A 26,764-nucleotide genomic window follows, 5' to 3' on the forward strand; every position below is an offset into this window, starting at 1 on the left:
CGGCGGTCCCCCTCCCCCGCATTGCGGGGGAGGATCTCAAGTTACGCCTCCAACCGATATCCCGCCCCGCGCACGGTCTGCAGCATGGCGCGGTCGAAGCCCTTGTCGATCTTGGAGCGCAGGCGGCTGATGTGGACGTCGATGACGTTGGTCTGGGGGTCGAAATGGTATTCCCAGACCTTTTCCAGCAGCATGGTGCGGGTCACCGACTGGCCGGCGTGGCGCATCAGGAACTCCAGCAGCTGGAACTCGCGCGGCTGAAGATCGATCTCGGTCGTGCCGCGATGCACGGTGCGGCCGATCAGGTTCATTTCCAGGTCGCCGACCTTGAGCACGGTCTGCACTCCGCCGGTCTCGCGACGACGGGCCAGGGCCTCGACCCGCGCGATCAGTTCGGCGAAGGCGTAGGGCTTGACCAGATAGTCGTCGGCGCCGGCCTTCAGGCCCGTGACCCGGTCCTCGACCTCGCCCAGGGCCGACAGGAACAGGACCGGCGTCTGATCGCCGCCCTTGCGCACCGTCTCGACCATGCCGACGCCGTCCAGGCGCGGCATCATCCGATCCACCACATAGACGTCGTAGCCACCCTTTTGCGACTCCAGCAGGCCAAAGGCGCCGTCCACGGCGTGGGTGACCTCATGTCCGGCTTCGGACAGGCCCCGCACCATGGCGGTCGCCGCCTCGGCGTCATCCTCGACCACCAGAATCCGCATCGAAACCCCTCCCGGAATCAAAATCGCCGCCGATGGTAGCGCATCGGCGGCGATTGACGAGTTAAGGCTTGGTCAGAATGCCGATCATTCGCCGGCAGCGAACTTCAACGGCACCGGGCTGGTGCCCTGAGGTGTGCGTACAAACAGCAGGATGCTGGGGCGACCCGCCTGTTTGGCCGCCGCAACCGCCGCGCGCAGATCGGCGGCGGACGTAATGTTGCGATCATTGGCGCGAGTGATGACGAAGCCCGGCTGGAAGCCGAGACGCGCCGCAGCCGAACCCTGTTCGACGTTGGTGATCACGACGCCGTTGACGCTGGCCGGCAGGCTGAACCGCGAACGCGCGGCCGGCGTAATCGCGGTGACGCCGAGCCCTTCGATCGTGTCACCCTGTCCAGGCTGGCTCTGGCCGGGGTTGGCGCTTCCGCCCTCTTCCGATGCGGCAAGCTCCTCTTCCGAAGGACGGGTGCCCGAGCGCACGTTCAGGGTCTGGCGACGACCGTCGCGGATCACTTCCAGGCGAATGGTATCGCCCGGCTTGGCCGCGCCGACCCGACGGGTGGCTTCCTGGCTGTTGGCCACCGCTTGCCCGTTCACGCCGACCAGAAGGTCGCCGATCTGGACGCCGGCGCGCGAGGCGGGGCCGTCCTCGGTCACGCTTTCGATCAGAGCGCCCTTGAAGTCCTTGGGCTGACCCAGGGCTTCCCAACCGTCGGGGCTGAGGGTGCGCAGACCCAGGCCCACATAGCCGCGCTCGATCGACTGACCGCGCATCAGGCGTTCGGTGATCGTCTTGGCGGTGTCCGCCGGAATGGCGAAGCCGATGCCGACCGATCCGCCGGTGGGCGAATAGATGGCCGAGTTCACGCCGATGACGCGGCCGTGGATGTCGAAGGTCGGGCCGCCCGAGTTGCCCCGGTTGATGGCGGCGTCGATCTGGATGTAGTCGTTGTAGCCCGACGGATCGATGTCGCGGGCCTTGGCCGATACGATGCCCGCCGTGGCGGTGCCGCCCAGGCCGAAGGGGTTGCCGATGGCGATGACCCAGTCGCCCACGCGCGGCTCGGCCGTCTCTTCGAAGCTGACGTATTTGAAGTCGTTGCCCTCGACCTTGATCACCGCCAGGTCGGTGCCTGGATCGCGGCCGATCAGGCGGGCCGGCAGCTCGCGACCGTCCGACATCTTGACCTTGATCTCAGTCGCGTCGGCGACGACGTGGTTGTTGGTGACGATGAAGCCGTCCTGCGAGATGAAGAAGCCCGAACCGGCGCCCTGTGTCGTCTGCGGCTCATCATTGCCCTGACCGCCGCGGCCTTGCGGCGGCACGAACTGGAACGGCAGGCCGGGGATCTGGAAGGCGCCGCCCTGAGGCTGGTCCACCTTGACCGTCACGTCGATCTGAACGACGGCGGGCGAGACCTGGTCGAAGATGGTCGCGAAGCTGCTGGGCGCGCCCGGCGGGGGCGTGAAGGCGTCGCCGTTGGCCGGGACCGGGGTGATCCGGTTCACCGCCTGCGGTTCCGCGTGCGCGCCGGGCCAGTTGATGACGCCGCCGGCGGTCGCCGCCGCCGCCAGGGTCAGGCCGGCCGCGGCCCCGAGAATGAACTCCTTGCGCTTCAGCATCGTGGTCCTTGCGATCCTCTTGTCCAGCGCCAGACGGGCGCCGGTTTCGCGATTGATATAGGCCGAACCGGCTTTGCGCCAATCCCGACCGCCGATCGTTGATCTCGACTAGCGCCCGTCGTGAGGCGAGGTTGCGTCAGGATCGCGGCGAAGCTTCTCATTTCGTAGAACTTCGTCCAGTCGGCGTTCTTCTTCCGGCGTCAGGGGAGCGGTCTCGACCGGACGACGGCGTGCGCGCAGGGCCAGAACGGCGACGGCCAGCAGCAATAGACCGAACGGGCCGAACCACAGCAGCCAGGTCCCCGCCCGGACCGGCGGGGTGAACAGCACATAGTCGCCGAAGCGCCGCACCAGATCGTCGCGCACGGCCTGATCAGACGCGCCGGCGGCGATCTCCTCGCGGATCAGGCGGCGCATGTCGCCGGCGACGCCCGCCGGGCTGTCGGCGATGGCCTCATGCTGGCAGACGACGCAGCGCACGTCCTTGAACAGGGCCTGGGCGCGAGCTTCTTGCGTCGCATCGGACAAGGGCCGGTCGGGAGCGGCGGGCGGTTCGGCCGCCGTCAGCATCAGCGCCAGGACCGGCGCGGCCAGCAGGATCGCCAGGCGCCTCATGCGGTCTTGCGCCGGCGCGCGCCGATCCCGAGCCTGAGACGACGATCAAGCAACGACAGCACCCCGCCCAAGGCCATGATCATCGGCCCCAGGAAGATCAGTCGCGCCCAGGGATTCCAATAAAGACGCACGACCCAGGCCGGCTGTTCGGGACTGCCCGCCCGTTCGCCGATCACGACATAGACGTCGTCCAGTCCTCGGAAATCGAGCCCGACCTCGGTGGTGGTCTGACCGCCGGCGGGGAAGAAGCGGCGCTCGGCCGTCACGGTGCTGGCGCGGCCCTGATCGTTCGTGGCGCGCACGGTCAGTCGGCCCTGCTCGGCCAGATAGTTCGGTCCCTCGACGACGCGCACGTCGTCAAGCGTGACGGTCCAAGGCCCGGCGGACACGCTCTGGCCCAGCGAGACGGCGCGGGCGGCCTCGGCCTTGAAACCCGTCTCGACCACCGCCCCCAGGATGAAGACGCCCAGACCCAGATGCGCCAGGGTCATGCCCCAGGCGCCCAGCGGCAGCCCTTTCAGTCGGCGCAGCGTCTCGGCCATCGCGGCGCGGAACAGGCGGGCGCGCTCGGCGACTTCCGACAGCGATCCCAGGATGAGCCACAGGCCCAGGCCGATGCCGGCGGCGGCGAAGGCCTTCCTGGGCTCCCACAGGGCGTAGGCCGCCAGGGCGCCGACGATCGCCAGACCCCCCGCGACCGCCAGGCGCTGCATCGCGCCGGGCAGGTCGCCCCGCTTCCAGGCCAGCAGCGGGCCGGCCGGCAGGAGCAGGAAGGCGACCATCATCAGCGGGGTGAAGGTGGCGGCGAAATAGGGCGGGCCGACCGAGATGGTCGCGCCGGACGCCGCTTCCAGGATCAGCGGATAGAGGGTGCCCAGCAGCACGGTCGCCGCCGCCGCCGTCAGAAACAGGTTGTTCAGCACCAGCGCCCCCTCGCGGCTGACCGGCGCGAACAGGCCCCCGCCCTTCAGCTGGGGCGCGCGCCAGGCGAAGAGGGCGAAGGCGGCGCCGGCCGTGATCCCGAGAATGGCCAGCAGCATCAGCCCGCGCTGGGGATCGACGGCGAAGGCGTGGACGGACGTCAGCACGCCCGAACGCACCAAAAAGGCGCCCAGCATGGAGAAGGTGAAGGCCAGCAGGGCCAGAAACACGGTCCAGCCAGCCAGCGCGCCGCGCCGCTCGGTCACGACCGCGCTGTGCAACAGGGCGGCGCCCGCAAGCCAGGGCATGAAGGAGGCGTTCTCGACCGGGTCCCAGAACCACCAGCCGCCCCAGCCCAACTCATAATAGGCCCAGAAGGAGCCCAGGGTGATGCCGACGGTCAGGAAGGCCCAGCTGGCCAGCGCCCAGGGTCGGACCCAGCGTCCCCAGGCGGGCCAGAAAGCGGTTTGCGCCCGGCCCTCGATCAGGGCTGCGACGGCCAGGGAGAAGCAGACCGAGAACCCGACATAGCCGGCGTAGAGCAGCGGCGGATGCACGGCCAGGGCCGGGTCCTGCAGCAGCGGGTTCAGCGACGCGCCCTGGAACGGCGCGGGGTCCAGGCGGGTGAAGGGGCTGGAGGTGAAGACGGCGAAGGCCAGGAACAGCGAGCCCAGCGCACCCTGCACCGCCACGGCCGAGGCCTTCAGCCCGAACGGCAGGCCGCGCGCCCGCGCCAGCGCCCCGCCGAAGACGGTCAGCACCAGACACCACAGCAGAAGCGAGCCTTCGTGGCTGCCCCAGGCGCCGGCGACCTTGTAGAGCATCGGCTTGTCGGTGTGGCTGTTGGCCGCGACGTTGGAGACTGAAAAGTCCGACACGACGAAGGCGTAGATCAGGGCTGCGAAACTGAGCGCGACCGCCGCCGCCGCCGCCAAAGCCGCGCCCTGGGCGGCCCCGGCCAGGACCGGGCTGCGACGCGCGCGCCCGGCCGCCGAAAGCCCCGTCTGCAGGATCGACAGCGCCAGCGCCAGCGCCAGGGCGAAGGCCCCAAGCTCGGCGATCATAGGGGGACGGACTTGGTCGCGGCCGGCGCCGTCTCAGGCCGCCATTCGCCCTTTTCCTTCAGACGCTCGGCGACCTCGCGTGGCATATAGTTCTCGTCGTGCTTGGCCAGGACCTGACTGGCGTGGAAGGTGCGATCGGCGCCGAAGGCCCCTTGCGCCACGATCCCCTGCCCTTCGCGGAACAGGTCGGGCAGGTCGCCGTGATAGACGACGCGGGTCGTGGCGGCGTTGTCGGTGACGACGAAGGCGACCACGCCGTCGCCGGTCTTTCGCACGCTGCCGGCCTCGACCAGACCGCCCAGGCGGATATTGCGCCCCTCCGGCGCCTTGTCGGCGGTGGCCTCGGACGGCGAATAGAAGAAGGTCACGCTGTCCTGCATCGCCCATAACGACAGGCCGACCGCCAGCGCCAGGATCGGCGCCACGGCGGCGACGACCCACAGGCGGCGACGCGCCTTGGGCGATTTGGGCAGCCAGCTCATGCGACGGACATTCCGGATTTCAGGGACGGACCGGCGGCATATACCGCCGTCGTCGCGCAGGACCAACGCGTCATTGCGCGCCGCCCTTCGGCAGTCGCCGTTCCAGATCCAGACGGCGCGGATCGGCCGGGTCGAGCGCGGCGATCAGGGGCGTCCACAGGGTGCGCGCCCCGGCGGCGTCGCCCCGCCGCAACGCGGCCTCGCCCAGGAAGAAGCGCGCGCCGAGTTGGTCGGGGTCCAGTTTCAAGGCCTCGCGGAAGGCGGCCTCGGCGTCGCCGCCGATCTGGTTGTCATTGGCGACGACCAGGCTTTCGCCCAGCCGCGCCCAGGCCTGGGCGTCACGGGGATCCAGGGCGATCAGGCGGCGAAAGGCGGAGGCGGCGCCCAGCGGATCGCCGGCGGCGAAGCGGGCCGCGCCCAGCATGGCCAGCGCCTGCCGATCCTTGGGCCGCTCCTGAACGACCCGGGCAGTCACCGCCGCCAGTTGCGCCGGCTCCAGCCGATCCAGATTGGCCGCCCAATCATCGACACGTCGCTCATAGGCCTGATCCGGCAGGCCGGGCGAGCCGGTGAACACGTAGAGGCCGAGAGCGGCCGCGACGGTCACGCCGATCCCGCCCAGCACCCAGAACCGATCGCGAGCGCCGGCTGCCGGGGTCGTGGTCGCCGAAACGGCGAGAAGGCGCCGCCCCGCCTCGGCGCGCGCGCCGGCGTAGGCCGCCTCGTCCAGCAGGCCGCGCGCCTTCAACCGATCCAGTTCCTCGATCTCGCGCGAGCCGGCCTGGGTTTCGGCGCCGGACGCCGGATCGGCGCCGCGTCGCGCGCCGGTCAGCACCAGCAGGGCGGCCAGGGCCGCCGCCAGTCCCGTCATTATCCAGAAGACGATCATCCTCGCCGTCTAACCCATCCGCGAACGTCGGGCGAGGCGTCGTTTCAGCCCAGCCGCGCCATTTCCGCCGAAGCCGCGCGTCGCCGGACCGCGCGCGCCGCCTCCAGCGCCTCGATCACGGTCAGGAACCGCGCCGCGACCCCGATCAGGCGCAACACATGGTCGGGATTTTCGGCCTCGCCGTCCGACAGACTGTTCAGCGCCTCGTCGGACCAGGTGGAGAGATAGTCGGTCAGGTCGGCCCTCAATCCCGAGCGATCGGCTTCGCAGCCGAAGGTGACGGCCGCACCGCGCAGGGCCGCCACCGCCGCCAGCAGGGCCGCCGCCGCCTCGATCGGTTCGCCTTCGGCCGGCGCCTCCAGCCAGGGCGACATCCGCGTCATGCGGCCGGTGATGACCTGACGCTTCAACGGCAAGGCGGCGTGGACGGCGCTGGAGGCGGACTTCATCAGGCCGGAAAGCTGGCCCGACACCTGGACCCGCGCCATCCGCGCCGCCTTGCCCCAACTGGAATCGGGCCGCACCTGCAGGCTGAGGTCCATCTCGGCCAGCACGCCGGCGCACCAGTTGACGTCGTCCACCACGCCCAGCATCGCGGTCTCGCCCAGCGACGAACGGACCACGCCGGCGATCTTCTGCACCCGCGCCTGAACGGAGGTGAGCAGCCGCTCGACGAAGACGCCCATCTCGGAATGGCTGAGGGTGATTTCACGGTCGGCGAGGCGGCTGGTCCGCGTCACGACCCGCAGCATCCGCTCGGCGTCCGCCACATGGGCGAACAGGATGTCGATCATGCGCCGCCCGCCCTCCGGCGACATCGCCAGACAGTCCTGGATCAGCAGCCGAAGTCCCGCCAGTTGGTTGTCGTCGGGGCGTTCCAGCCAGACGGGCAGGCGCGGCAGGGCGCTGCGGGCCAGAGGCGTCAGGTCGAAACAGCCGGCCAATTCGACCGGAGTGGATGGGGGCTGGTCGTCGGCGGGGCGCTGAAACTCCGGCCAGACGTCGCGCGGCCGGTCGCGCAGCACGGCGGCCGCCTTGGCGCACAGGCGGTCGGCGGCCAGGGTCCATTCGCCGTCCACGGCGACGGCGCCGTCCAGCAGTGGCAGGAAATCCTCCTCGCCCTTGACCGCCTCGCGCCAGACCCGTTTCAGGACCCGAGGCGGAAAGACCAGGGCCGGCACGCCGTCGGCACGCGGCTGAAAGAGCGGCAGCAGGGGCGCAAAGGCCGTGCCGCGACGGGCGCGATCGCGCGCCTCTGCGGCGACGATGTTTGACAGTTCGAGCGCCTTGTCGCCCTTCAGCGCCGCCACGGCCGCGCCCAGCATCCCCAGCGATGCGTCGGGACAGGCCTCGACGATCGCCGTCAGAGCGGCGTGGTGGGCGGCGGACAGGGACGGCACGAAAGCTCCTGCCAAAACTCAACTCAAGCCAGCACCGTGCGACAATCGGGTTAACAACGACTTGGCGCCCATTGAGCGCCGCCGCCACTTGAGTCGGGCGTCAGGCACGCCATATTGCCGCCACACCCGGCCCGCGCCGCCGCGCGCGCCGGAAAGGAAAGCCCATGCCCGTAATCGAGATCGACGGCCTGACCAAGACCTACAAGTCGGGGCATCAGGCGCTGAAGCGCATCGACCTGACGATCGACAAGGGCGAGATTTTCGCCCTGCTGGGTCCGAACGGCGCGGGCAAGACCACGCTGATCTCCATCGTCTGCGGCATCGTCACGCCCACGACCGGGACGGTGGTCGCCGACGGCCATGACATCCAGTCCGATTTCCGCGCCGCCCGCACCAAGATCGGTCTGGTGCCGCAGGAGCTGACCACCGACGCCTTCGAGACCGTGCTGGCCACCGTCACCTTCAGTCGGGGCCTGTTCGGCAAGGCGCCGAACCCCGCCTTCGTCGAGGGCGTGCTGAAGGACCTGTCGCTGTGGGACAAGCGCGACGCCAAGATCATGACCCTGTCGGGCGGGATGAAGCGGCGGGTGATGATCGCCAAGGCCCTGAGCCACGAGCCGGACATCCTGTTCCTGGACGAGCCGACCGCCGGGGTCGATGTCGAGCTGCGCCGCGACATGTGGGCGATGGTCAGGAAGCTGCGCGAGCGCGGCGTCACCATCATCCTGACCACCCACTACATCGAGGAGGCCGAGGAGATGGCCGATCGGGTGGGCGTGATCCTGAAGGGCGAGCTGATCCTGCTCGAGGAAAAGTCGGCCCTGATGAAGAAGCTGGGCAAGAAGACCCTGACGCTGAACCTGATCGAGCCGTTGGCCGCCCTGCCCGCCGACCTGTCAGACTGGGATTTGAGCCTGAAAAACGAAGGCGGAGAGCTGGAATACAGTTTCGACGCCAACGCCGACGATACGGGCGTGCCGTCGCTGATCCGCCGGCTTGAGGCGCTGAACATCGGCTTCAAGGACCTGAACACCCGCCAGAGCTCGCTGGAAGACATCTTCGTCAGCCTGGTCCACCAGAACGGAGCCGCGGCATGACCTTCAACGGATACGGCGTCTGGGCCATCTATCGCTTCGAGATGGCGCGTGCGCTGCGCACCCTGTGGCAGAGCGTGGTCACGCCGGTGATCACCACGGCCTTGTATTTCGTCGTCTTCGGCGGCGCCATCGGCAGCCGGATGCAGCAGGTGGACGGCGTACCCTACGGCGCCTTCATCGTGCCCGGACTGATCATGCTCAGCCTGTTCACACAGTCGATCTTCAACGCCTCATTCGGCATCTACTTCCCCAAATTCACCGGGACGATCTACGAGATCCTGTCGGCGCCGGTGTCGTCGCTGGAGATCGTGCTCGCCTATGTCGGCGCGGCGGCGACCAAGTCGGCGGTGCTGGGCCTGATCATCCTGGCGACGGCGGCCTTCTTCGTGCCGCTGCAGATCCTGCATCCAGTGTGGATGATGGCCTTTTTGATCCTGATTTCGGTGACCTTCAGCCTGTTCGGCTTCATCATCGGCGTCTGGGCCAATGGGTTTGAGCAGCTTCAGATGATCCCGATGCTGGTCGTGACGCCCCTAACCTTCCTGGGCGGCGCCTTCTATTCGATCGACATGCTGCCGGACGGTTGGCGCACGGTGACCCTGTTCAACCCTGTGGTCTATCTGATCTCGGGCTTCCGCTGGGCCTTCTATGGTCAAGGCGATGTGGCCATCGGCGTCAGCGTCGCCGCCACCCTGGGCTTCTTCGCCGTCTGCCTGGGCATCGTCATGTGGATGTTCAAGACCGGCTACCGGCTCAAGAACTGATCCGTCACGAAACGGGCCAGATCGCCAGCGATTGAGAAGACCATGTCCGACGACCAGAAGACCCCGCCCCAGCCCTTCGCCCGCAAGCCGGTTACCTGGGGGCGTATGCCCGCGACGACCTTCCACGTCGGGCCGGTGCCGGTCGCGCCCAATCCGCTGGACAGAATTCCCAATCCGCCGCCGCGCAAGCCCACGCCGCAACAGCAGCAGGCCTCGATCCACACCCAGAGCCTGGCCTCCGGCGTCGCGCCGGCCAAGGGTCAGACGACGCCCGCCAATCCGGCGCCGCGTCCCGCGCCCCGTCCGCAGGGGGCAAGCATCCTGGGCGGTTCGCTGATCCCGACGGCGCGCCCGGCCCAAGCCCAGCCTCAACCCCAGGCTCCGACGCCGCCGCAGCCCAGGCCGCAGCCGGCGCCGGCCGTTCAACCCGATCTGACCGTGCGCCCCCTGCCCGCGCCCGAGACGACGCCGGCCCCCGCGCCGAAATCTGTCGCGGCCGAACCCGTCGCCGCCGCCCCAGCGGTCGCGACCAGACCCGCCATCGCGCCTGCCGCTGCGCCGATCACGCCCAGCTTCGCCCGTGCCCCCGCCAAGGCCTCGCGCCTGCCGCTCTATGTCGGGGTCGGGGCGGTCGCCCTGCTGATCGCCGGAGGGGGCCTGTGGTTCGCGATGCGTCCCGCCTCGACCCCGGCGACACCCACGCCCGCCGTCGCCGCTGATGCGCCTCTGACCGCCCCGCCGGCCGATACGATTCCTGCCGACGCCGCCCCTGTCGTCGCGACCGAACAGCCCGCTCCCGCCTCGACGACCACAACGACGCCCCCCGCGCCTGCCGCTTCCACGCCGGCAACGACGACGCCGCGTTCAACGACGGCCGCCCCCCGCACGCACACCCCGGCCCAGACGCCCGCCGCCGCCCCGCAACCGACGACGCGTGCGCCCACGACCACCACCCCGGCGCCGTCCACGCCGGCGCCGACGGTCACGACCGAGCCGCTGGTGATCGTGCCGACGGCCCCGACGCCCGCCCCGACCGCGGCACGCCCGTCGAGCAGCGATCCCGACGGTCCGGTGGTGACGCGGCCTCAGCCGCTGGACTGATCGGCGGTTTCGCGCGCCGGGGCAGGTGACGAAACGGCCTTCAGCCCCTACCTACAGGCCATGACCGTTCACGCCTCCCCGCCGCCCATCCTCGACGCCGCCGGCGTCGACACCGATGAAGCCCTGTCGATCCTGAAGACGGCCTTGGCCGGCGCCGACGACGGCGAACTGTTCCTGGAGCGGTCCGAGAGCGAGAGCCTGGTGTTCGACGACGGCCGGCTGAAGTCCGCCGCCTATGACGCCACCGAGGGCTTCGGCCTGCGGGTCGTGGCGGGCGAGACGGCCGGCTATGCCCACGCCAACGAGATCTCGACCGCCGCCCTGCGTCGCGCCGCCGACAGCGCGGCCTTGGCCAAACAGGGGCATGAGGCCCGGGTCGCCGAAGGCCCCCGCGCCACCAATCAGAAACTGTATGGCGAGGTCGATCCCCTCGCCTCGCCCGTCTTCTCCGACAAGATCGCCTTGCTGGCCGAGATCGACGCCTGGGCGCGTGCCCGTGATCCGCGTGTGGTTCAGGTGTCCGCCTCTCTGATCGGCGAACGTCGGGCCATCGAAATCCTGCGCGCCGACGAACGGGCCGTGCGCGATGTCCGTCCCCTCGTCCGGCTGAACGTCTCGGTCACCGTCGAACAGAACGGCCGTCGCGAGAGCGCTTCGTCCGGCGCCGGCGGCCGGGCAGGGTTCGAGGCCTGGGTCGCGCCCGAACGCTGGCAGGCCCAGGTCGACGAGGCCTTGCGTCAGGCCCTTGTCAATCTGGACGCCGTCGATTGCCCGGCGGGCGAGATGGACGTGGTCCTGGGCGCCGGGTGGCCCGGCGTGCTGCTGCACGAGGCCATCGGCCACGGCTTCGAGGGCGACTTCCACCGCAAGGGCTCGTCGGTCTTCAACGGAATGATGGGCCAGCGCGTCGCCGCCCCCGGCGTCACCGTGGTCGATGACGGCTCGATCGCCGGACGGCGCGGTTCGCTGTCGGTCGATGACGAGGGCACGCCCACCTCGCGCACGGTCCTGATCGAGGACGGAATCATGGTCGGGTTGATGCACGACCGGCTGTCGGCGCGTCAGCTGGGCGTCGCCGCGACCGGCAATGGCCGGCGCCAGTCCTTCGCCCACATGCCCATGCCGCGCATGACCAACACCTTCATGGAGGGCGGCCGGGATTCCAAGGCCGACATGATCGCCAATACGAAGCGCGGCCTCTACGCCGCCAACTTCTCGGGCGGTCAGGTGGACATCACCAACGGCAAGTTCGTGTTCCAGTGCAACGAGGCCTATCTGATCGAGGACGGGGTGATCACGGCCCCGGTGCGCGGCGCGACCCTGATCGGCGACGGGGCCACGGCCCTGACCAAGATCCAGATGGTCGGCGACGACTTCGCCTTCGATCCGGGCGTCGGCGTCTGCGGCAAGGCCGGACAGGGCGTGCCCGTCGGCATCGGCCAGCCTAGCCTCAAGATCGGCGGCCTGACGGTCGGCGGCACCGCCGTCTGAGCGAGCGGAACCGTATCGCTGCAAAGGGTGTTTCCCCGCCACACTGGAGAGGAAACACCATGCCTACCGAACGCGAAGTCCAACATCCCGACGGCCGGGTTGAACGCATCACTGAAACCAGCGCGGCGCCCACCACCGTCGTCGAGCGTCGCGGCAGCGGCATGGGCGCCATTGTCGCCCTGATCGTCGGCCTGCTGGCCGTTCTGGTGATCGGCTACTTCCTGATGAACATGAACCGCAGCGACGCGGTGAAGGACAACGCCATCGCCGGCGCCGCCGAGAGCGTCGGCAACGCCGCCGACAACATCGGCGAAGCCGCCCGCGACGCCGTTCCGGAACGCAAGTAAGCTCTACCGCGCCGATTGCGCGGAGGCGGAGGGGCGCCATTCGGGACCGATCGGTTCCAGCCCCTCCGCCTCCAGCCGATCCAATACGCCGTTCAGCTCGGCCAATAGCCGCAAAGGCGCGATGGCGACGGTGACGCCGTCCTCTGCCAGCGCCTTGTCCGCCGCCGTGTTCCATATCCGACGCAGATCGTCCGCCTGGGCCATCACCGACCAGTAGGAACAGGCCGTCGCCGCTTTTTCCAGGGGCGAGTCCAACACCGCCGGGATCCGGCGAAGACGCCAGTTCTCCGCACGTTGCGCGCCCGCCTCGACCCCGGCTTCCGCCGCTGTCGCCGCGGCGTCGATGCAGTCGAGATAGCGTTCCGGCGGCGTCGTCAGAACCTTTTCGATCAGTTCGTCCCCCCTGAAGATGCCCACGGGCTCAGCGGGCGTGCGATTGGCGCGCGTCGCCTGACGGACCAGGCCGGACACCGGACGCCCTCCGCTGCTGTAGCCGCCCAGTTCCATCAGATCGCCCGACAGGATCAGCATGCTGTCGCGGGTCGGGCCTTCGCCTGTCAGGCGTTCGACCCGGGCCTCAAGGTCCGGGGACAGATAGTCGGCGCTGGTGCGCCCGTTCGGCAAACGGGTCAGCGTCCGAAACCGCCAGATCAGCCGGCCCACATCGGCCAGCGACGCCCGCCCCTCGACCGGAAACAGAACGCGGTCCGCACGATCAACCGCAGAGATGAGCGCGTCGGTGCGCCACTCCATCTTTCTTGGCAAACCGTCGATCGACCCGACCAGGATCAGGACGCTGTCGCCGCGCCGCACCTCCCACATCGGCGCCTCGATCCGGCGGGCGGTGACGACGATATCCTCTACGGCGTCCGAAGGCGCATCCTGCGCGACGGCAGGCGCGGTCGTCAGCGCCATCGCGGCAAGTAGAAGCAATAGAGAAGAAGAGCGTCTGATCATTACATCGCTGTAAACTTCATTACTGTCGCTGGTGTAATGAAATCGCTGTAATGATGTCGTCGATTTAATCCACCTTGCGGCCTTGTAACTGGAGATGAACGCGCCGGATCGGCACACCTCTCGCCAACACCCGAGGGGAAGACCAATGACAAAGACCCTGCTGCTGGCCAGCACCGCCCTGCTTTTCACCGCCAGCGCCGCTTTCGCCGGCGACAAGCCCCAAGTCGCCGAGGCCCCCGTGCCGACCGGCCCGACCAGCCAGGCGCCCCTGACCGACGCCAGCCAGCGCGGCGTGCTGGTCTTCACGCCGGACTTCTTCGCCGCCCAGCGCCCCAATACGGCGCTCGACATGGTCAACCGCGTCCCCGGCTTCTCCATCGACAACGGATCTGGCGCGCGCGGCTTTGAAGGGGCGGTCGGCAATGTGCTGATCAACAACAACCGCCCCGCCTCAAAGAACGACTCCGGTTCGAACGTCCTGGGCCGGACCCTGGCCAATCAGGTCGAGCGTATCGAACTGATCCGGGGCGGCGCGCCGGGCATCGACATGCAGGGCTATTCCGTCGTCGTGAACGTCATCCTGAAGACGACCGACAGCCGCCAGTCGATCCTGACCTGGAACGCCATGCTGTTCGAAGGCGGCCATGACATCTATGGCGGCTCCTATCAGTTCACGCAGACCAAGGGCGATCGCAGCTGGGGCGTGACCCTGTCGGACGGCATGGGATCCAGCGATTCCAACGGCGTCGGCCGGTCGATCCGTCGCAATGCCGCCGGCGACGTCATCCGCGACGAGCGTTTTGAAAACGACGGCTGGGGCGGCGGTCAGAGCATTCGCGGCAACTACACCGGCCCGGTGTTCGGCGGAAAGCTGGAAGGCACCGCCCGCTATGGTCTGAACGACTATCAGAACTGGACCGAGCTTTCGTCGCCCACCTCCCTGCGGCGCAGCGACTATGCCGAAGACGGCGATTCCGGCGAACTGGGCCTGACCTGGACCCGCACCCTGAACCCGCGCTGGACCCTGGAGACGCGTCTGATCCACGAGTTCTCAAGCTTCGACAGCGTGTCGGGCAGCAACGAGACACTCAACGGGACGGCGGCGCCGGAGCAGCAGTTCAAATCCAACGGCGACTCGTCGGAATCCATCCTGCGCGCCCTGGTGCGTCACGAACGCTCGCCTGCCCTGACGATCGAGGCCGGCGCCGAGATCGCCTATAATATGCTGGACGTGAACCAGGCCTTCACCATCGGCGGCGTCGGCGTGCCCCTGCCCAGCGCCTCGGTCAAGGTCGAGGAGACGCGCGGTGAAGCCTTCAGCAAGGCGACCTGGCGGATCAATCCGAAACTGACGCTGGAAGGCGGCGTGCGGCTGGAAGCCTCCACCATCAGCCAGTCGGGCGATGCGGACCAGGAAAAGAGCTTCTTCTTCGCCAAGCCGCGCCTGCTGGCGACCTGGACGCCGATGGCGAACAACCAGCTGCGATTCCGCTTCGAACGGGAGCTGGGTCAGCTGGACTTCGGCGACTTCGCCGCCTCGGCTGAACTGAGCGACGGCACGGTGTTCGGCGGCAACGTCGATCTGGAGCCGGAACAGCGCTGGATTTCCGAGCTGTCCTATGAGCGCCGCTTTTGGGGCGAGGGCGTTGTCTCGATCGGCTATCGCCACGACCGCATCATCGATGTGATCGACCGCCTGCCCTTGCCCGGCGGCCTGTCGGCGACCGGCAACATCGGCGACGGAACGCTGGATCAGCTGTCGCTGAACGTGGTGGTGCCGCTGGACAAGGTCGGGATTTCGGGCGCCCGCTTCACCTTCCAAAACGACTGGAACAAGACCAGCGTCACCGACCCGACCACAGGCGGGGACCGCCGCATCTCGGGTGTGCGTCCCAGCCAGGCCAATGTCGGCTTCCAGCAGGACATCCCCTCGTGGAAGACCCAGTGGGGGATCAACTGGCTGCCGCGTCTGGGCCAGGCGACCTATGACCCCGACCAGACCTTCGCCTGGCGCGGCGCGGACTATCTGGAGGCCTTTGTCGAATACAAGCCCAGCCCGACCCTGTCGCTGCGCGCCCAGTTGAACCTGTGGGACGACTTCACCCAGCAGCGCACGGTTTACGCCACGCGCAATCCGCGCACCGTCGCCTTCGTCGAGGAGCGCTCCATCGACCCGCGCACCTTCGTCTCCCTGCGGGTCCGCAAGACCTTCTAAGGTCGCGCTTCACGCAGCAAAAAGCCCCGGCGGATCGCTCCGCCGGGGCTTTTCCTTGATCAGGCGTCGATCAGTGGCTGGGCGTCGAGGCCGCAGGACGGGCGACGTTGCCGTCTTCCTGACCGCGATCGTTCAGCACAGGACCAGGGTGATCATCACCGTCGTTGGCGCCGTGCGACCAGCCCTTGATGAAGTGGCTGACGACGATGAAGGCCACGCCGATGCCCATGCCCCACAGGCCCAGCAGCTTGAACACTTCAAGCGAGGTCTGCAGCGCAAGGGCCGGGTTCAACACCTGGCCACCCACCGTTTCCGTGCCCGCCAGGCCGGCGATCCAGCCGCCGACATATTGGGCGATGGAGCTGGCCAGGAACCAGACGGCCATCATGAAGCTGACCACCTTGGCGACGGACAGTTTGGTGATTTCCGACAGGCCCACCGGCGACAGGAAGAGCTCGCCGGTCGTGTGGAACAGATAGAGCAGACCCAGCAGCAGCAGCGGCATCTGGAAGGCCGAGTTGGCCATGCCGGCGCCCCACACCACGATCATGAAGCCCAGTCCGACCTGAAGCAGGCCGAGGCCGAACTTCAGCGTGGGGTTGGGGTCCAGGTTGCGCTTGCCCAGGAAGGACCAGAGCGCGGCCATGATCGGTGCGAAGATCAGGATGAAGCCCGCATTGAACGACTGGGTCTGGGCCGCCGTGATGGTGGCGTCGATCCAAGGACCCGATGTGCTGAGACCGGCGGCGGCGATCTGGGCCGGGGTGCCGACGGTGACGCCCAGCAGCTGGAACGCCTGCGGGGTGATGCTGAGATCGACGTTGCGGTCGGCGAACAGGTTCAGCGAGGTGCCGGCCTGTTCGAACAGGGTGAAGAAGACGACCGAGCCGAAGATCAGCACCAGGGCCAGCATCATCCGCTCACGCTGCGCCTTGTTCTCGCAAACCTTGACGATGACGTAGAGGATGAACAGCAGCGACGCGACGGTGGCGGCGCCCAAGACCCAACCCACCAGGGCGTTGCGCTGAACCATGAACCAGACGACGCCGACGCCCAGGATGCTGAGCAGGTAGATCGACCACTCGCGGTTGATGGGACCCAGCATCGGCTTGCTCAGATTGGCTTCGGCCGGAGGCTCGCCCTTGCCTTGCAGCAGGGGTTTGCCCAGCACGAACACGATCCAGCCCAGCGCCATGCCGACGCCGGCCAGACCAAAGCCTGCCCACCAGCCGACGGTCTGACCCAAAAGGCCGCACAGCACCGCCGCCCAGAAGGCGCCGAGATTGATGCCGTAGTAGTAGAGCGTGAAGCCGGAATCCCGCCGCGGATCGCCCTGCGGATAGAGCTGTCCGACGATGGTCGAGATGTTGGGCTTCAGGAAGCCGACGCCCATGATGATGAAGGACACCGCCAAATAGAAGACGTTCACGCCCGCCATGTCGCGGGTCGCGTCGATCTTGTATTCGCCGGTCGGCAGCACGGCCGGCAGCGGCGACGCGGCGGGCAGGCCCTCGATCGCCAGGCCGTTCTCGGCTGCCTCGAAGGCGTATTTCTGGCCATTGACGACGATCGACACTTCACGCGCCGCGCCGCGGCCTTCGGCGTCGATCTGATAGGTCTGACCGGCATAGGTCAGGGTTTCGGTCGCGGGACGACCTTCGAAGGCCATCATGCCGTGACCGGCGACCAGCAGCAGGGCGCCGAAGGCGACGGCCTTACGCGTACCGATGAAGCGGTCGGCCATGATGCCGCCCAGCAGGGGCAGCAGATAGACCAGCGAGGTGTAGGAGCCGTAGGTCGACCCCGCCATGGCGTCGTCGAACAGGAAGTGTTGCGTCAGGAAGAAGATTAGGATGCCGCGCATGCCGTAGTAGGAGAAACGCTCCCACATCTCGGCGAAGAACAGGATGATCAGTCCGCGCGGGTGGTTCTTGAGGATCTGCATCAGCACCGGCACGCCCGTGGCGAAGGTGATGATCAGTCCAAGGGCGACGACGATGTTCATGCGCGCGTCCCCCTAATCGTCTTCACGCGTCGTGTAAGTCGCGCCTTCCCCAAATCCGTCATCAACGGCTCACTCCCAACTGCCGCGCCGCTTATCGGGCGCGCGAAAGGCGCATACCCAGCACAGCGGGCGAATCCGAACAAGTGTTAAGGCTGTCGCGGGGGCAGTCGGACGACGCGCGAGAAAGGCGAAAAACAACCCTGGGTAATGCCTGGTGGCGCATATCCTGCTGGTGCGTTCGTCAGAAACGCACACGGTTTCATAATGGGAAGGCGCGCCAGATGTCTGTCAGACCGATTGCCGCTCTCGACCATGAGGCGCTGAACCGGCTGCATCGTCAGGTCGGCTGGCCCGAGCGGTCGCCGGCCGGATGGCGCTGGCTGGAGGCCAATCCGGCGCGGTTGGCGCTGGGCGCGCCCGCGGGATGGGTCGTGGCCGACGCGGATGACAACGCCGTCGCCATGCTGGGCAACTTCATCCAGCGATTTCGCCAAGGCGCCCAGGACCACTTCGGCGCCACCGGTTTTTCGATCATCGTGCCGCCCAGCCAGAAGGGCGCCAGCCGGCCGCTAATCCGCACGTTTCTGAAACAGCGAGGCCTGTTCGCCCGCTACACCTTCAACGCCAATGCGCGCTCGGCGCCGCTGTATGGCCTGTTCGACATGAAGCCTTGGCCGGCCGACACGCACGGGCTGAAGCTGTCTTGGATCACCGACCGTCTGGCCTGCGGCCAGGGTCGGGGTCTGCGCCTTCTGCTGGGCCGCACCTCCGCCGAGACCGCCGCGCGTCTGGGCGAACGGCTGATGAACGGGCGCGTGTTTCGCCAGACGCCGATGGTGCTGCCGGCTGGGGTGACGGTGCTGCGCGATTTGTCGGACGCCTCACCCTATGCGGACTTCTGGCACCGGCTGTCGCAAGAAGAGCGTCTGCTGGCGGACCGCAGTCCGGAAATCCTGCGCTGGCGGTTGGCGGACCCCGACCTGACCCTGCCGCCGGTCATGCTGGCCTGCGTAAGCGACAACCGCATCGTCGGGATGGCGATGGCGCAGATGACCAAGACCAGCCTGATCGAGCCGCCCTATCTGGACATTCTCGATCTGATTGCGCTGGAGACGGCGCCCGAAGCGATACCGCTTCTGACCCAAACGCTGATCGACAACGCCCGCGCGCTGGGCGCCGCCAAGGTGCGGCTGCAGATGGTGACGCCGCGCCTGCTGGCGCTGTTGGGCGATCTGGCGAAGACGGCGCGGCGCGAGGGCGGCTGGGGACATTGCCACGCCATCATCGACGACCCCGCGCTGGCGGCCGCCTGGGCGCCGACCCCTTTCGACGGCGACTACGGCATCTGTTCGCGCACGCCGCCGATGCCCAAAACCTTGGCCGCCGCCGCGATCACGCGCCCGACCTTGGGCGGGCGCGCATCCAAGGCCTGATCAGACCCTCGGGCGGGCCTTCAGCTCGTCGCGGATCTCAGCCAGCAGGGCTTCGGTCGCCGTCGGCGCAGCCGGCGCCGGATCGGGCTTGGCGGCTTCCTGACGACGCAGGGCGTTGATGCCCTTGACCACAAGGAAAACGACCCAGGCGACGATCAGGAACTGGATCACAGTGTTCAGGAAGGCGCCAAATTGGATCGACACCTTCTCGATCGCTTCCGTCGCCGGGTTTTCGGCCCTGAGCACCCATTCCAGTTCCGAGAAATCGATGCCGCCGGTCAGCAGGCCGATGGGCGGCATCACCACCTGATCGACCAGGCTTTTGACGATGCCGTTGAAGGCCGCGCCGATGATCACGCCGACGGCCAGGTCCACGACGTTGCCCTTGACCGCGAACTCGCGAAACTCCGACAGCAGGCTCATGAGATTTCCTAGAGAAAGTGAGATCAGGCGTCGCCCGAGGCGTTCAGCCGCTTGCGCAGTTCCTTGCCGCTCTTGAAAAAGGGGACGGCCTTGGCAGGCACTTCGACGGTTTCGCCGGTACGCGGATTGCGGCCCGCACGCGCCGGGCGCGACCGCACCGACAGGGCGCCGAAACCGCGCAGCTCGACCCTGCCGCCTTCGGACAGGGCCGAGGTCATGGTGTTGAGGATCACATTGACCAGCCGTTCCACCTCGGCGTGAGTCAAGTGGGTGTTTTCCGCTGCAAGCTTCTCGATCAGTTCGGACTTGATCATCTGCGCCCCCGCCAGCTCGTTTAGACAAGCCGTCTCGCCTGCCGTCGATCCAGAGCCGCACCCTAACCTTCGACAGGCTTTGTAAAAAGCCCTTATCCGACAATGATGCGCGCCATTCGCAAGAAATATGTCCGGAAGTGCACACAGCATTGTGCCAGACAGAGAAAAGGGCGACGGGATTGCTCCCGCCGCCCTCATTCTTCGTCGCTATCGCAGAACGCGCAGCGCTCCGCTGCTTGAGCGAAGCGCCTGACGCTCTTTGAATGAGCGCTTAGTCCTTGGTGCCGGCGTTCTTCAGCGCGGCGCCCAGGATGTCGCCCAGCGAAGCGCCCGAATCGGATGATCCGAACTGTTCGATGGCTTCCTGCTCGTCCTTCATTTCCAGCGCCTTGATCGACACCGAAACGCGGCGCGAGGCCTTGTCCACGGCGGTGATCATGGCGTCGACGCGGTCGCCGACGGCGAAGCGTTCCGGACGTTGCTCGTTGCGGTCGCGCGACAGGTCCGACTTGCGAACGAAGGCCGTGACCGGCGCGTCGTCTTCACCGAACTTGACCTCGATGCCGCCCGACTCGATCGCCGTCACGGTGACGGTGATCTGCTGGCCGCGACGATAGGTGTCGCCCTCGCCGATCGGATCGCCGCCCAGCTGCTTGATGCCCAGCGAGACGCGTTCCTTCTCGACGTCGACGTCCAGGACCTTGGCCTTGACCATCTCGCCCTTGCGGTAGCGCTGGATGGCTTCTTCACCCGACACCGACCAGTCGAGGTCGGACAGGTGCACCATGCCGTCGATGTCGTTGTCCAGGCCGATGAACAGGCCGAACTCGGTGGCGTTCTTGACTTCGCCCTCGACGGTCGAACCGATCGGGTTGTTGGCGACGAAGGCGTCCCACGGATTGTCCTGAGCCTGCTTCAGGCCCAGCGAGATGCGGCGCTTGGAGGCGTCGACATCCAGAACCACGACGTCGACTTCCTGCGAGGTCGAGACGATCTTGCCGGGGTGGACGTTCTTCTTGGTCCAGGACATTTCCGAGACGTGCACCAGGCCCTCGACACCGGCTTCCAGCTCCACGAAGGCGCCGTAGTCGGTGATATTGGTGATGCGGCCCGTGTACTTGGCGCCGACCGGATACTTGGCTTCCACGCCGTCCCAGGGGTCCGACTGCAGTTGCTTCATGCCCAGCGAGATACGCTGGGTGTCCGGGTTGATCTTGACGATCTGGACCTTGACGGTGTCGCCGACGGCCAGAACCTGCGACGGGTGCGAAACGCGCTTCCACGACATGTCGGTGACGTGCAGCAGGCCGTCGATGCCGCCCAGGTCGACGAACGCGCCGTAGTCGGTGATGTTCTTGACGACGCCTTCGCGGACTTCACCCTCGGCCAGCTGACCGACCAGTTCCGTGCGTTGTTCGGCGCGGGCTTCTTCCAGGATGGCGCGACGCGACACGACGATGTTGCCGCGCGGACGGTCCATCTTCAGGATGGCGAAGGGTTGTTCCTTGCCCATCAGCGGGCCGACGTCGCGGACCGGGCGGATGTCGACTTGCGAACCGGGCAGGAAGGCCGAGGCGCCACCCAGATCGACGGTGAAGCCGCCTTTGACGCGACCGACGATGGCGCCGTTGACCGGCTGGCCTTCGGCGAACACGACTTCCAGACGGGTCCAGGCTTCTTCGCGACGGGCCTTGTCGCGGCTGATGACGGCTTCGCCCAAGGCGTTCTCGACGCGCTCCAGATAAACCTCGACGTTGTCGCCGACCTTGGGCAGGGCGCCGTCGTCGCCTTGGCCGAATTCGCGCATGGCGATGCGGCCTTCGGTCTTCAGACCAACGTCGATGATGACGATGTCTTTTTCGATGCCGACGACGCGGCCGTGGACGACCTGGCCTTCGCCGAAGTCGCGACCCGACAGTTGTTCGTCGAGCAGCGCCGAGAAGTCGTCGCGCGTGGGGTTGAGAGTATCAGACATGAAGCTCTGGTGTTTCCAGTGGGGCTGTGGCGCGTGACCGAGGGACGATCTCGCGCGAGGTGGACCCCTGACGCAGCGAAAGGCGGCGCGCGGGGCGATGGGAAAAGATGGAATCAGGTCGTCGGGATGCGAGACCGTTCAGAACGATCAAAACGCCCGCGGAGGCCGAGGGTGGGAGCGTTGGATTTGCGAGATAGGTCAGAGACCGTGTTTCGCGCGCGCCGCCTCGACGATACGGCGGGCCGCATCGAAGGCGGCCTCTATACCCAGATCGGTCGTATCCAGCAAGACCGCGTCGTCGGCCTGGACCATCGGGGCCGCCCCGCGCCCGGCGTCGCGCTCGTCGCGGCGCTGAATGTCGGCCAGCATGGCGTCGAAGGCGATGTCCGATCCGCGCGCCGTCAGCTGCTTCCAGCGGCGCGTGGCCCGCACTTCGGGCGTCGCGGTGACAAACAATTTGGCCTGAGCGTTCGGCGCAATCACCGTGCCGATGTCGCGTCCGTCGAGAACCGCGCCGCCCGCCTGGGCCGCGAACGCCTGCTGCAGTTCCAGCAGAGCCGCCCGCACGCCGGCGAAGCTGGCGACACGGCTGGCGGCCTCGCCCGCCTCGCCCGTCGTCAGGCGCGGATCGTCCGACAGGCCCGCCGCATCCAGCCCTCGCGCCGCCTGCGTGGCCGCAGCCTCGTCATCCAGAGATCCGCCGTCCGCCAGCACCTTTGCGCCCACGGCCCGATACAGCAGCCCCGTATCCAGATGCGGCAGGCCATAGGTGTGGGCCAGGCGCGCGGCGATGGTCCCCTTGCCAGAGGCGGCCGGTCCGTCGACGGCGATGATCAGGGTCAAGCAGGTCTCCGCAGCGCGTGGCGCATTTCAATCTCGATCCCAAACGCACGGGAGGCGGAACCTGATAGCGAGGATCGCCCGACCAATCCAGCCGAAGCCCTCAGTCCCGGCGTCCGACCAAGTCACGAATTGCAAGGCCAGCCAGCAAAACTGCAAGCCCCACACCCGTCACGACCGACGCCACATAGAAGCCGAAGACGCTCCAGAACAGCAGGGGTCGGTCGGCCAACAGCACGTCCGGTTCCTTTCGGTTGTTCAGCACCCCGGCATCCAGGCTTTGGACGATCTCTCGGGCGCCGATCACGCAGAACCAGCCGATCAGAATCGCGATCGCCAGCGTCAGGATCGGCTTGATCCAGCCCGACGGCCCCGGCCGGTTCACGACCATGCCTTCCAACGCGCCAGCACCACGACCGCTGAGGCCGCCAGACCCAGCCACACCAGACAGGCGACGCCGTTCAGCGCCACAGTCGAATAGAAGAAGGCGTCGCCCTCGGCCCTCAGATGCACGGCGCCATGCTTGCCCGAGACCCGGCCTGTCGTCACCCCTTGCCAGACGATCCAAGCCGTCCAGCCAGCTCCGCCCAGACAGGTCAGAAGACCGAGGACCGCGATGCCTCGACCGAGGACGTCGCGCGCGGACTTCACGCGATCCGCCCGCCCAGCCCGTTGATCATCTCGACGAAGCCGGGGAAGCTGGTTGCGATCATGCCGGGCTCGTCGACCGAGACCGGCTGTTCGGCGGTCAGGCCCAGGACCAGATGGCTCATGGCGATGCGGTGGTCGTGGGCGGTGTGGACCAGGCCGCCGCCGCGCACCGACCTGCCCTGGCCGGCGCCGGTGACGATGAAGCCTTCCGGCTCCTCCTCGACCTGAACGCCGCAGGCGCGCAGCCCCTCGACCATCAGCGAGATCCGGTCGCTTTCCTTGACCCGCATCTCGCCCACGCCGCGCATGACGGTGACGCCGTTCGCAAAGGCCGCCGTCGCCGCCAGGATCGGATATTCGTCGATCATCGAGGCGGCCCGATCCTCAGGCACGACCACGCCCTTCAAGGACGAATGGCGGGCGGTGATGTCGCCGACCTCTTCGCCCCCGGCCTCACGCCGGTTGGTGATGGTCAGGTCGGCGCCCATCTCGATCCAAGTGTCGAACAGGCCGGTGCGAAGCGGGTTCAGCATCACCCCCTCGACCGTGACCTCAGATCCCGGAACGATCAGCCCCGCCGCCAGGGGAAACGCCGCCGAGGACGGATCGCCCGGCACGGCGACGACCGTCCCGGTCAAGGCCTGACCGCCCTTCAACGTCACCTTCCAGCCCTCGCCCCTCTCCTCGACGTCCACCTCGGCGCCGAAGGCCCGCAGCATCCGCTCGGTGTGGTCCCGGCTCTTTTCCGGCTCGACCACCGAGGTGACGCCCTCGGCGTTCAGCCCCGCCAGCAGGATGGCCGACTTCACCTGGGCCGAGGCCACCGTCTGCACATAGTCGATGGCCTTCAGCGCGCCGCCGGTCAGGGCCACCGGAAGCCGATCCTCTGCCGCCTTCCAATCGAACGCCGCGCCCATGTCGGCCAGCGGTCCCGTGACCCGCTTCATCGGCCGCTTTCTCAGCGAGCCGTCGCCGTCGAAGCTCGCCGTCAGCGGATAGCCCGCCGCCGCCCCCATCAGCAGGCGCACCCCGGTTCCGGCGTTGCCGCAGTCGATCACCGACAAAGGCGTCTTAAAGCCGCCCGCCCCCTCGATCCGCCATGTCCCATCACCGAGCCGCTCGACCTTGGCGCCGAAGGCCTCGACCGCGCGGGCGGTGGCCAGGACGTCGTCGCCCTCAAGGAGACCCTCGACCTCGGTCACGCCGGACGCCATTCCACCCAGGATCATCGACCGGTGCGACATCGACTTGTCGCCCGGCGCGCGGACCTTTCCGGTCAGGGCGGATGTGCGGCGCGAAGTCAGTTGGGACGGCATGATCACCCGCTTCAGGCTGTATTGTGCGAAGGGCCGCGCGGGCGGCGCGAAAGACAGCTTTTGACAGCGGGTCAAAGGGGTGGCAAGGGACCGCCCCGAATTCAACCCGTTGAAAGCATCCAAACGTGGCCAATCCCGAACTGGGCGCCAAACAGGTCTGCCCCAACTGCCAGGCGAAGTTTTACGACCTGAACCGTCGCCCCGCGCACTGCCCCAAATGCGGAACCGACTTCGATCCCGAAGAGGCGATGAAGCTGCGCAGCCGCCGCGCCCGTCCCGGTTATCCGTCCGACGATGAGGACACGGACGATCAGGTCACGGACAAGAAGGTCGACGGCGACGAGGATGAGGAAGACGACGTCAAGACGCCGGAAATCGACGAGGAAGGCCACGAGCCGATCCTGACGCCGGACGACGAGGACGAAGACTCCCCGGCCGACGCCTCGGAAGAAGCCGGCATGGGCTCGACCGACGGCGACGACGATCTGCTGGCTGACGACGATGACGACTCCGTGCCGTTCATCGAAGACGAAGACGACGACTCGATCGACGACGAGATCGCCAAGCCGTCGCGCGACGACGACTGATCTTTTTTGGGCCTATCGCGCTTCGCGCGACTTGAGGCCCGACCTAATCGAGGCCTGTGGATAGGCTCAGAAACTTGTTGCACCCGCCGCATTTCCCGTTAGGGAGACGCGGCGGGACAGCAGGCCTTTCAATCCTTCCGGTTTGAAAAACCTGCGTATTTTCACCCTTGGGAACGCGGTGAAAATAAATCTCGAAACGGGCTTGATCGCAGAAAAAGCCTGACCTAGTTTCCGCCGCCTCGCCGGGGGCCATCGCAAGATGAACCGGGCGATCCAGACCGACAGGTCCGGGGCTTTAGCTCAGCTGGTAGAGCGCTTGCATGGCATGCAAGAGGTCAGCGGTTCGACTCCGCTAAGCTCCACCATCAGACTCCCTCTTCCATCGATATTTCGAGGAAGAGGGAGACTGGCCATCCTTTCAAATCAGCTCTTTTGGTCACGCTCACGCGCGGTCGCATGTGATCGTGCGACACTCATGCCCTACAGCAGGGTGGCGGCCAGATTGACGGTCAGCGCCAGGATGACGGCGTTGAAGAACCAGGCGATCAGGCTGTGAAACGTCGCCAGGCCGCGCAGCTTGCGGCTGGAAATCTGCACATCGGCCGTCTGGTTCGCCACGCCGATGATCAGGGCGAAGTGCAGGAAATCCCAGTAGTCCGCGTCCTCCTCGCCCGGAAAGATCAGCCCGCCCTGATCGCCCTTGCCGTCGTCACGCGGGGCGTAGAAGCCGTGGGCGTAATGCAGGGCGAAGATGATGTGCACATACAGCCACGACAGGCCGACGGTGCACACTGAGAACACCGCCTGCCCGACCGTCGGCTTGCCGTCGCTGGCCACCATGGCGAGGACCAGGACCACGACGCTGGCTACGGCCGCCGCCATGCTGAGCGGCAGAACCAGAACGCCCGCCTGATCCAGTTCCGCCGCGCGGCGTCGCATCGCCTCTTGCGAACGCGCCCTGAATATCCGCGCAAAGGTCGCAATGAGGAAGGTCGCCACGCCCGCGTCCCAGCCGGCCGCCAGTCGCATCGGCCAGCCGAGGCTGGTCGGCGCCAGCACCGCGACGGCCGCCAGGACCAGCAGCCCGAGCCATAGCGACAAATGCAGACGGAACAGGCGCGCGACAGATCCCATGCCTGCGAGATTGCGCATTTACGCCATCGAGGTCCAGCGACCGCGAGGCCTGCGGAGCGGCGGCGACCGAAAGGCTTTCCGTCTCATTGAGGGACATGTCTATCGGCGACGTCATAGAAGTGTCGGTTATCGTTTCGGGGGAAACGCAAATGCTGGTGTCGATCGTGATCGGCGAGGCTCTTTATCTGGCGCATCGCTGTCGGCGGGCGTTGATCGCCTCGCCCGTGGTGCTGGTCGGCCTCTGGGCGGTGATGACCGTCATGCCGCACGGGTCGATCCGTCTGCCGAACTGACGAAAAGCTGTCAGCGGTCTTTTCCGGCGCCGGACCGAATCCGTCGCCCCGGGCGTTGTCAGGTGTGAACCCGACGCCGAGGACGCCCTGACTGATCCTCCCTCGGTTTGGTGG

26 protein-coding genes and 1 tRNA gene are annotated in these 26,764 nt (G+C 67.4%); 10 read left to right on the top strand and 17 right to left on the bottom strand.

What is annotated here, in order from left to right:
* Positions 1 to 41: 41 nt before the first annotated feature.
* The 7 genes from VH88_RS00005 to VH88_RS00035 all read right to left on the bottom strand — a co-directional run bounded on the left by VH88_RS00005 (position 42) and on the right by VH88_RS00035 (position 7,707).
* On the bottom strand, positions 42 to 713 hold the full coding sequence (locus VH88_RS00005) for a response regulator transcription factor (RefSeq protein WP_017504381.1): 672 nt from the start codon (positions 711 to 713) through the stop codon (positions 42 to 44).
* 84 nt (positions 714 to 797) lie between these two features.
* Positions 798 to 2,336 (bottom strand): Do family serine endopeptidase, encoded by a 1,539-nt coding sequence (locus tag VH88_RS00010; RefSeq protein WP_045809431.1) that lies wholly within the window; start codon positions 2,334 to 2,336, stop codon positions 798 to 800.
* Positions 2,337 to 2,444: 108 nt separating this feature from the next.
* On the bottom strand, positions 2,445 to 2,951 hold the full coding sequence (locus VH88_RS00015) for a cytochrome c-type biogenesis protein (protein ID WP_045809432.1): 507 nt from the start codon (positions 2,949 to 2,951) through the stop codon (positions 2,445 to 2,447).
* A complete protein-coding gene (locus tag VH88_RS00020; protein ID WP_045809433.1) occupies positions 2,948 to 4,936 on the bottom strand; it encodes a heme lyase CcmF/NrfE family subunit in 1,989 nt (662 codons plus the stop codon). The genes VH88_RS00015 and VH88_RS00020 overlap by 4 nt, the downstream gene beginning before the upstream one ends.
* Entirely contained in the window at positions 4,933 to 5,418 is a 486-nt protein-coding gene (gene ccmE, locus VH88_RS00025) for a cytochrome c maturation protein CcmE (protein ID WP_045809434.1), read from the bottom strand. The genes VH88_RS00020 and ccmE overlap by 4 nt, the downstream gene beginning before the upstream one ends.
* Positions 5,419 to 5,488: 70 nt before the next feature.
* Positions 5,489 to 6,307: a c-type cytochrome biogenesis protein CcmI gene (ccmI, locus tag VH88_RS00030; protein WP_045809435.1), complete on the bottom strand. Its 819-nt coding sequence runs from the start codon at positions 6,305 to 6,307 to the stop codon at positions 5,489 to 5,491.
* A 44-nt stretch (positions 6,308 to 6,351) separates the two neighbouring features.
* Complete coding sequence (locus VH88_RS00035) at positions 6,352 to 7,707, bottom strand: hypothetical protein (protein WP_045809436.1); 1,356 nt, start codon at positions 7,705 to 7,707, stop codon at positions 6,352 to 6,354.
* Positions 7,708 to 7,871: 164 nt separating this feature from the next.
* Between VH88_RS00035 and VH88_RS00040 the strand changes: the two genes are divergently transcribed.
* Genes VH88_RS00040 through VH88_RS00060 form a run of 5 tightly spaced genes read left to right on the top strand, consistent with a single transcriptional unit; the run spans position 7,872 to position 12,507 of the window.
* Entirely contained in the window at positions 7,872 to 8,804 is a 933-nt protein-coding gene (locus VH88_RS00040) for an ABC transporter ATP-binding protein (RefSeq protein WP_045809437.1), read from the top strand.
* A complete protein-coding gene (locus VH88_RS00045; RefSeq protein WP_039244173.1) occupies positions 8,801 to 9,568 on the top strand; it encodes an ABC transporter permease in 768 nt (255 codons plus the stop codon). The genes VH88_RS00040 and VH88_RS00045 overlap by 4 nt, the downstream gene beginning before the upstream one ends.
* A gap of 42 nt (positions 9,569 to 9,610) precedes the next feature.
* Complete coding sequence (locus VH88_RS00050) at positions 9,611 to 10,669, top strand: hypothetical protein (RefSeq protein ID WP_045809438.1); 1,059 nt, start codon at positions 9,611 to 9,613, stop codon at positions 10,667 to 10,669.
* 60 nt (positions 10,670 to 10,729) lie between these two features.
* Positions 10,730 to 12,160 (top strand): metalloprotease TldD, encoded by a 1,431-nt coding sequence (gene tldD, locus VH88_RS00055; RefSeq protein WP_045809439.1) that lies wholly within the window; start codon positions 10,730 to 10,732, stop codon positions 12,158 to 12,160.
* 59 nt (positions 12,161 to 12,219) lie between these two features.
* On the top strand, positions 12,220 to 12,507 hold the full coding sequence (locus tag VH88_RS00060) for a hypothetical protein (protein WP_045809440.1): 288 nt from the start codon (positions 12,220 to 12,222) through the stop codon (positions 12,505 to 12,507).
* A gap of 3 nt (positions 12,508 to 12,510) precedes the next feature.
* Here VH88_RS00060 and VH88_RS00065 read toward each other — a convergent pair whose 3' ends face one another.
* Entirely contained in the window at positions 12,511 to 13,422 is a 912-nt protein-coding gene (locus tag VH88_RS00065) for a TraB/GumN family protein (RefSeq protein ID WP_045809441.1), read from the bottom strand.
* A gap of 187 nt (positions 13,423 to 13,609) precedes the next feature.
* Here VH88_RS00065 and VH88_RS00070 point away from each other — a divergent pair, with 187 nt between their 5' ends.
* Positions 13,610 to 15,679 (top strand): TonB-dependent siderophore receptor, encoded by a 2,070-nt coding sequence (locus tag VH88_RS00070; RefSeq protein WP_045809442.1) that lies wholly within the window; start codon positions 13,610 to 13,612, stop codon positions 15,677 to 15,679.
* Positions 15,680 to 15,749: 70 nt separating this feature from the next.
* Here VH88_RS00070 and VH88_RS00075 read toward each other — a convergent pair whose 3' ends face one another.
* Positions 15,750 to 17,684 carry a peptide MFS transporter gene (locus tag VH88_RS00075; protein ID WP_045809443.1) on the bottom strand — a complete coding sequence of 645 codons (1,935 nt, stop codon included), beginning with the start codon at positions 17,682 to 17,684 and terminating at the stop codon, positions 15,750 to 15,752.
* Between the two features lie 281 nt (positions 17,685 to 17,965).
* On the opposite strand from VH88_RS00075, the gene VH88_RS00080 reads away from it, so the two are divergent.
* Complete coding sequence (locus VH88_RS00080) at positions 17,966 to 19,117, top strand: hypothetical protein (RefSeq protein WP_045809444.1); 1,152 nt, start codon at positions 17,966 to 17,968, stop codon at positions 19,115 to 19,117.
* On the opposite strand, the gene mscL is transcribed toward VH88_RS00080, so the two are convergent.
* From mscL to aroA, 7 genes are all read right to left on the bottom strand, one after another.
* Positions 19,118 to 19,540 carry a large-conductance mechanosensitive channel protein MscL gene (mscL, locus tag VH88_RS00085; protein ID WP_045809445.1) on the bottom strand — a complete coding sequence of 141 codons (423 nt, stop codon included), beginning with the start codon at positions 19,538 to 19,540 and terminating at the stop codon, positions 19,118 to 19,120.
* A 23-nt stretch (positions 19,541 to 19,563) separates the two neighbouring features.
* A complete protein-coding gene (locus VH88_RS00090; RefSeq protein ID WP_045809446.1) occupies positions 19,564 to 19,854 on the bottom strand; it encodes an integration host factor subunit beta in 291 nt (96 codons plus the stop codon).
* A gap of 271 nt (positions 19,855 to 20,125) precedes the next feature.
* The gene (gene rpsA, locus VH88_RS00095) at positions 20,126 to 21,829 is read right to left on the bottom strand and encodes a 30S ribosomal protein S1 (protein WP_017504363.1); all 1,704 of its coding nucleotides are present in this window, start codon (positions 21,827 to 21,829) and stop codon (positions 20,126 to 20,128) included.
* Positions 21,830 to 22,027: 198 nt separating this feature from the next.
* Positions 22,028 to 22,672 carry a (d)CMP kinase gene (cmk, locus tag VH88_RS00100; protein ID WP_045809447.1) on the bottom strand — a complete coding sequence of 215 codons (645 nt, stop codon included), beginning with the start codon at positions 22,670 to 22,672 and terminating at the stop codon, positions 22,028 to 22,030.
* 100 nt (positions 22,673 to 22,772) lie between these two features.
* Entirely contained in the window at positions 22,773 to 23,054 is a 282-nt protein-coding gene (locus tag VH88_RS00105) for a hypothetical protein (RefSeq protein WP_156146707.1), read from the bottom strand.
* On the bottom strand, positions 23,051 to 23,320 hold the full coding sequence (locus VH88_RS00110) for a hypothetical protein (protein WP_045809449.1): 270 nt from the start codon (positions 23,318 to 23,320) through the stop codon (positions 23,051 to 23,053). Before VH88_RS00110 ends, VH88_RS00105 begins: the two co-directional genes overlap by 4 nt.
* A complete protein-coding gene (gene aroA / locus VH88_RS00115) occupies positions 23,317 to 24,639 on the bottom strand; it encodes a 3-phosphoshikimate 1-carboxyvinyltransferase (protein ID WP_369796228.1) in 1,323 nt (440 codons plus the stop codon). Before aroA ends, VH88_RS00110 begins: the two co-directional genes overlap by 4 nt.
* 122 nt (positions 24,640 to 24,761) lie before the next feature.
* Here aroA and VH88_RS00120 point away from each other — a divergent pair, with 122 nt between their 5' ends.
* Both VH88_RS00120 and VH88_RS00125 read left to right on the top strand, forming a co-directional pair.
* Positions 24,762 to 25,223 (top strand): TIGR02300 family protein, encoded by a 462-nt coding sequence (locus tag VH88_RS00120; protein WP_017504360.1) that lies wholly within the window; start codon positions 24,762 to 24,764, stop codon positions 25,221 to 25,223.
* Between the two features lie 289 nt (positions 25,224 to 25,512).
* Positions 25,513 to 25,588, top strand: a tRNA-Ala gene (locus tag VH88_RS00125).
* Between the two features lie 115 nt (positions 25,589 to 25,703).
* On the opposite strand, the gene VH88_RS00130 is transcribed toward VH88_RS00125, so the two are convergent.
* Complete coding sequence (locus VH88_RS00130) at positions 25,704 to 26,375, bottom strand: DUF1345 domain-containing protein (protein WP_231576537.1); 672 nt, start codon at positions 26,373 to 26,375, stop codon at positions 25,704 to 25,706.
* Positions 26,376 to 26,506: 131 nt separating this feature from the next.
* On the opposite strand from VH88_RS00130, the gene VH88_RS00135 reads away from it, so the two are divergent.
* Positions 26,507 to 26,650, top strand: coding sequence for a hypothetical protein (locus VH88_RS00135; protein WP_017504296.1), 144 nt, complete (start codon positions 26,507 to 26,509; stop codon positions 26,648 to 26,650).
* Positions 26,651 to 26,764: the final 114 nt, after the last annotated feature.

It is taken from the genome of Brevundimonas sp. KM4, from assembly GCF_000964075.1.
Classification (GTDB): Bacteria; Pseudomonadota; Alphaproteobacteria; order Caulobacterales; family Caulobacteraceae; genus Brevundimonas; species Brevundimonas huaxiensis.

Bases quoted from the DNA above. Each gene is read 5' to 3' on its own strand.
- VH88_RS00080 (WP_045809444.1), top strand. From the start codon at position 17,966: ATGTCTGTCAGACCGATTGCCGCTCTCGACCATGAGGCGCTGAACCGG.
- VH88_RS00045 (WP_039244173.1), top strand. From the start codon at position 8,801: ATGACCTTCAACGGATACGGCGTCTGGGCCATCTATCGCTTCGAGATG.
- VH88_RS00015 (WP_045809432.1), bottom strand. From the start codon at position 2,951: ATGAGGCGCCTGGCGATCCTGCTGGCCGCGCCGGTCCTGGCGCTGATG.
- mscL (WP_045809445.1), bottom strand. From the start codon at position 19,540: ATGAGCCTGCTGTCGGAGTTTCGCGAGTTCGCGGTCAAGGGCAACGTC.
- VH88_RS00005 (WP_017504381.1), bottom strand. From the start codon at position 713: ATGCGGATTCTGGTGGTCGAGGATGACGCCGAGGCGGCGACCGCCATG.
- ccmI (WP_045809435.1), bottom strand. From the start codon at position 6,307: ATGATCGTCTTCTGGATAATGACGGGACTGGCGGCGGCCCTGGCCGCC.
- VH88_RS00075 (WP_045809443.1), bottom strand. From the start codon at position 17,684: ATGAACATCGTCGTCGCCCTTGGACTGATCATCACCTTCGCCACGGGC.
- VH88_RS00090 (WP_045809446.1), bottom strand. From the start codon at position 19,854: ATGATCAAGTCCGAACTGATCGAGAAGCTTGCAGCGGAAAACACCCAC.
- tldD (WP_045809439.1), top strand. From the start codon at position 10,730: ATGACCGTTCACGCCTCCCCGCCGCCCATCCTCGACGCCGCCGGCGTC.
- rpsA (WP_017504363.1), bottom strand. From the start codon at position 21,829: ATGTCTGATACTCTCAACCCCACGCGCGACGACTTCTCGGCGCTGCTC.
- VH88_RS00070 (WP_045809442.1), top strand. From the start codon at position 13,610: ATGACAAAGACCCTGCTGCTGGCCAGCACCGCCCTGCTTTTCACCGCC.
- VH88_RS00020 (WP_045809433.1), bottom strand. From the start codon at position 4,936: ATGATCGCCGAGCTTGGGGCCTTCGCCCTGGCGCTGGCGCTGGCGCTG.
- VH88_RS00135 (WP_017504296.1), top strand. From the start codon at position 26,507: ATGCTGGTGTCGATCGTGATCGGCGAGGCTCTTTATCTGGCGCATCGC.
- VH88_RS00130 (WP_231576537.1), bottom strand. From the start codon at position 26,375: ATGCGCAATCTCGCAGGCATGGGATCTGTCGCGCGCCTGTTCCGTCTG.
- VH88_RS00050 (WP_045809438.1), top strand. From the start codon at position 9,611: ATGTCCGACGACCAGAAGACCCCGCCCCAGCCCTTCGCCCGCAAGCCG.
- VH88_RS00060 (WP_045809440.1), top strand. From the start codon at position 12,220: ATGCCTACCGAACGCGAAGTCCAACATCCCGACGGCCGGGTTGAACGC.
- ccmE (WP_045809434.1), bottom strand. From the start codon at position 5,418: ATGAGCTGGCTGCCCAAATCGCCCAAGGCGCGTCGCCGCCTGTGGGTC.
- VH88_RS00040 (WP_045809437.1), top strand. From the start codon at position 7,872: ATGCCCGTAATCGAGATCGACGGCCTGACCAAGACCTACAAGTCGGGG.
- VH88_RS00065 (WP_045809441.1), bottom strand. From the start codon at position 13,422: ATGGCGCTGACGACCGCGCCTGCCGTCGCGCAGGATGCGCCTTCGGAC.
- VH88_RS00010 (WP_045809431.1), bottom strand. From the start codon at position 2,336: ATGCTGAAGCGCAAGGAGTTCATTCTCGGGGCCGCGGCCGGCCTGACC.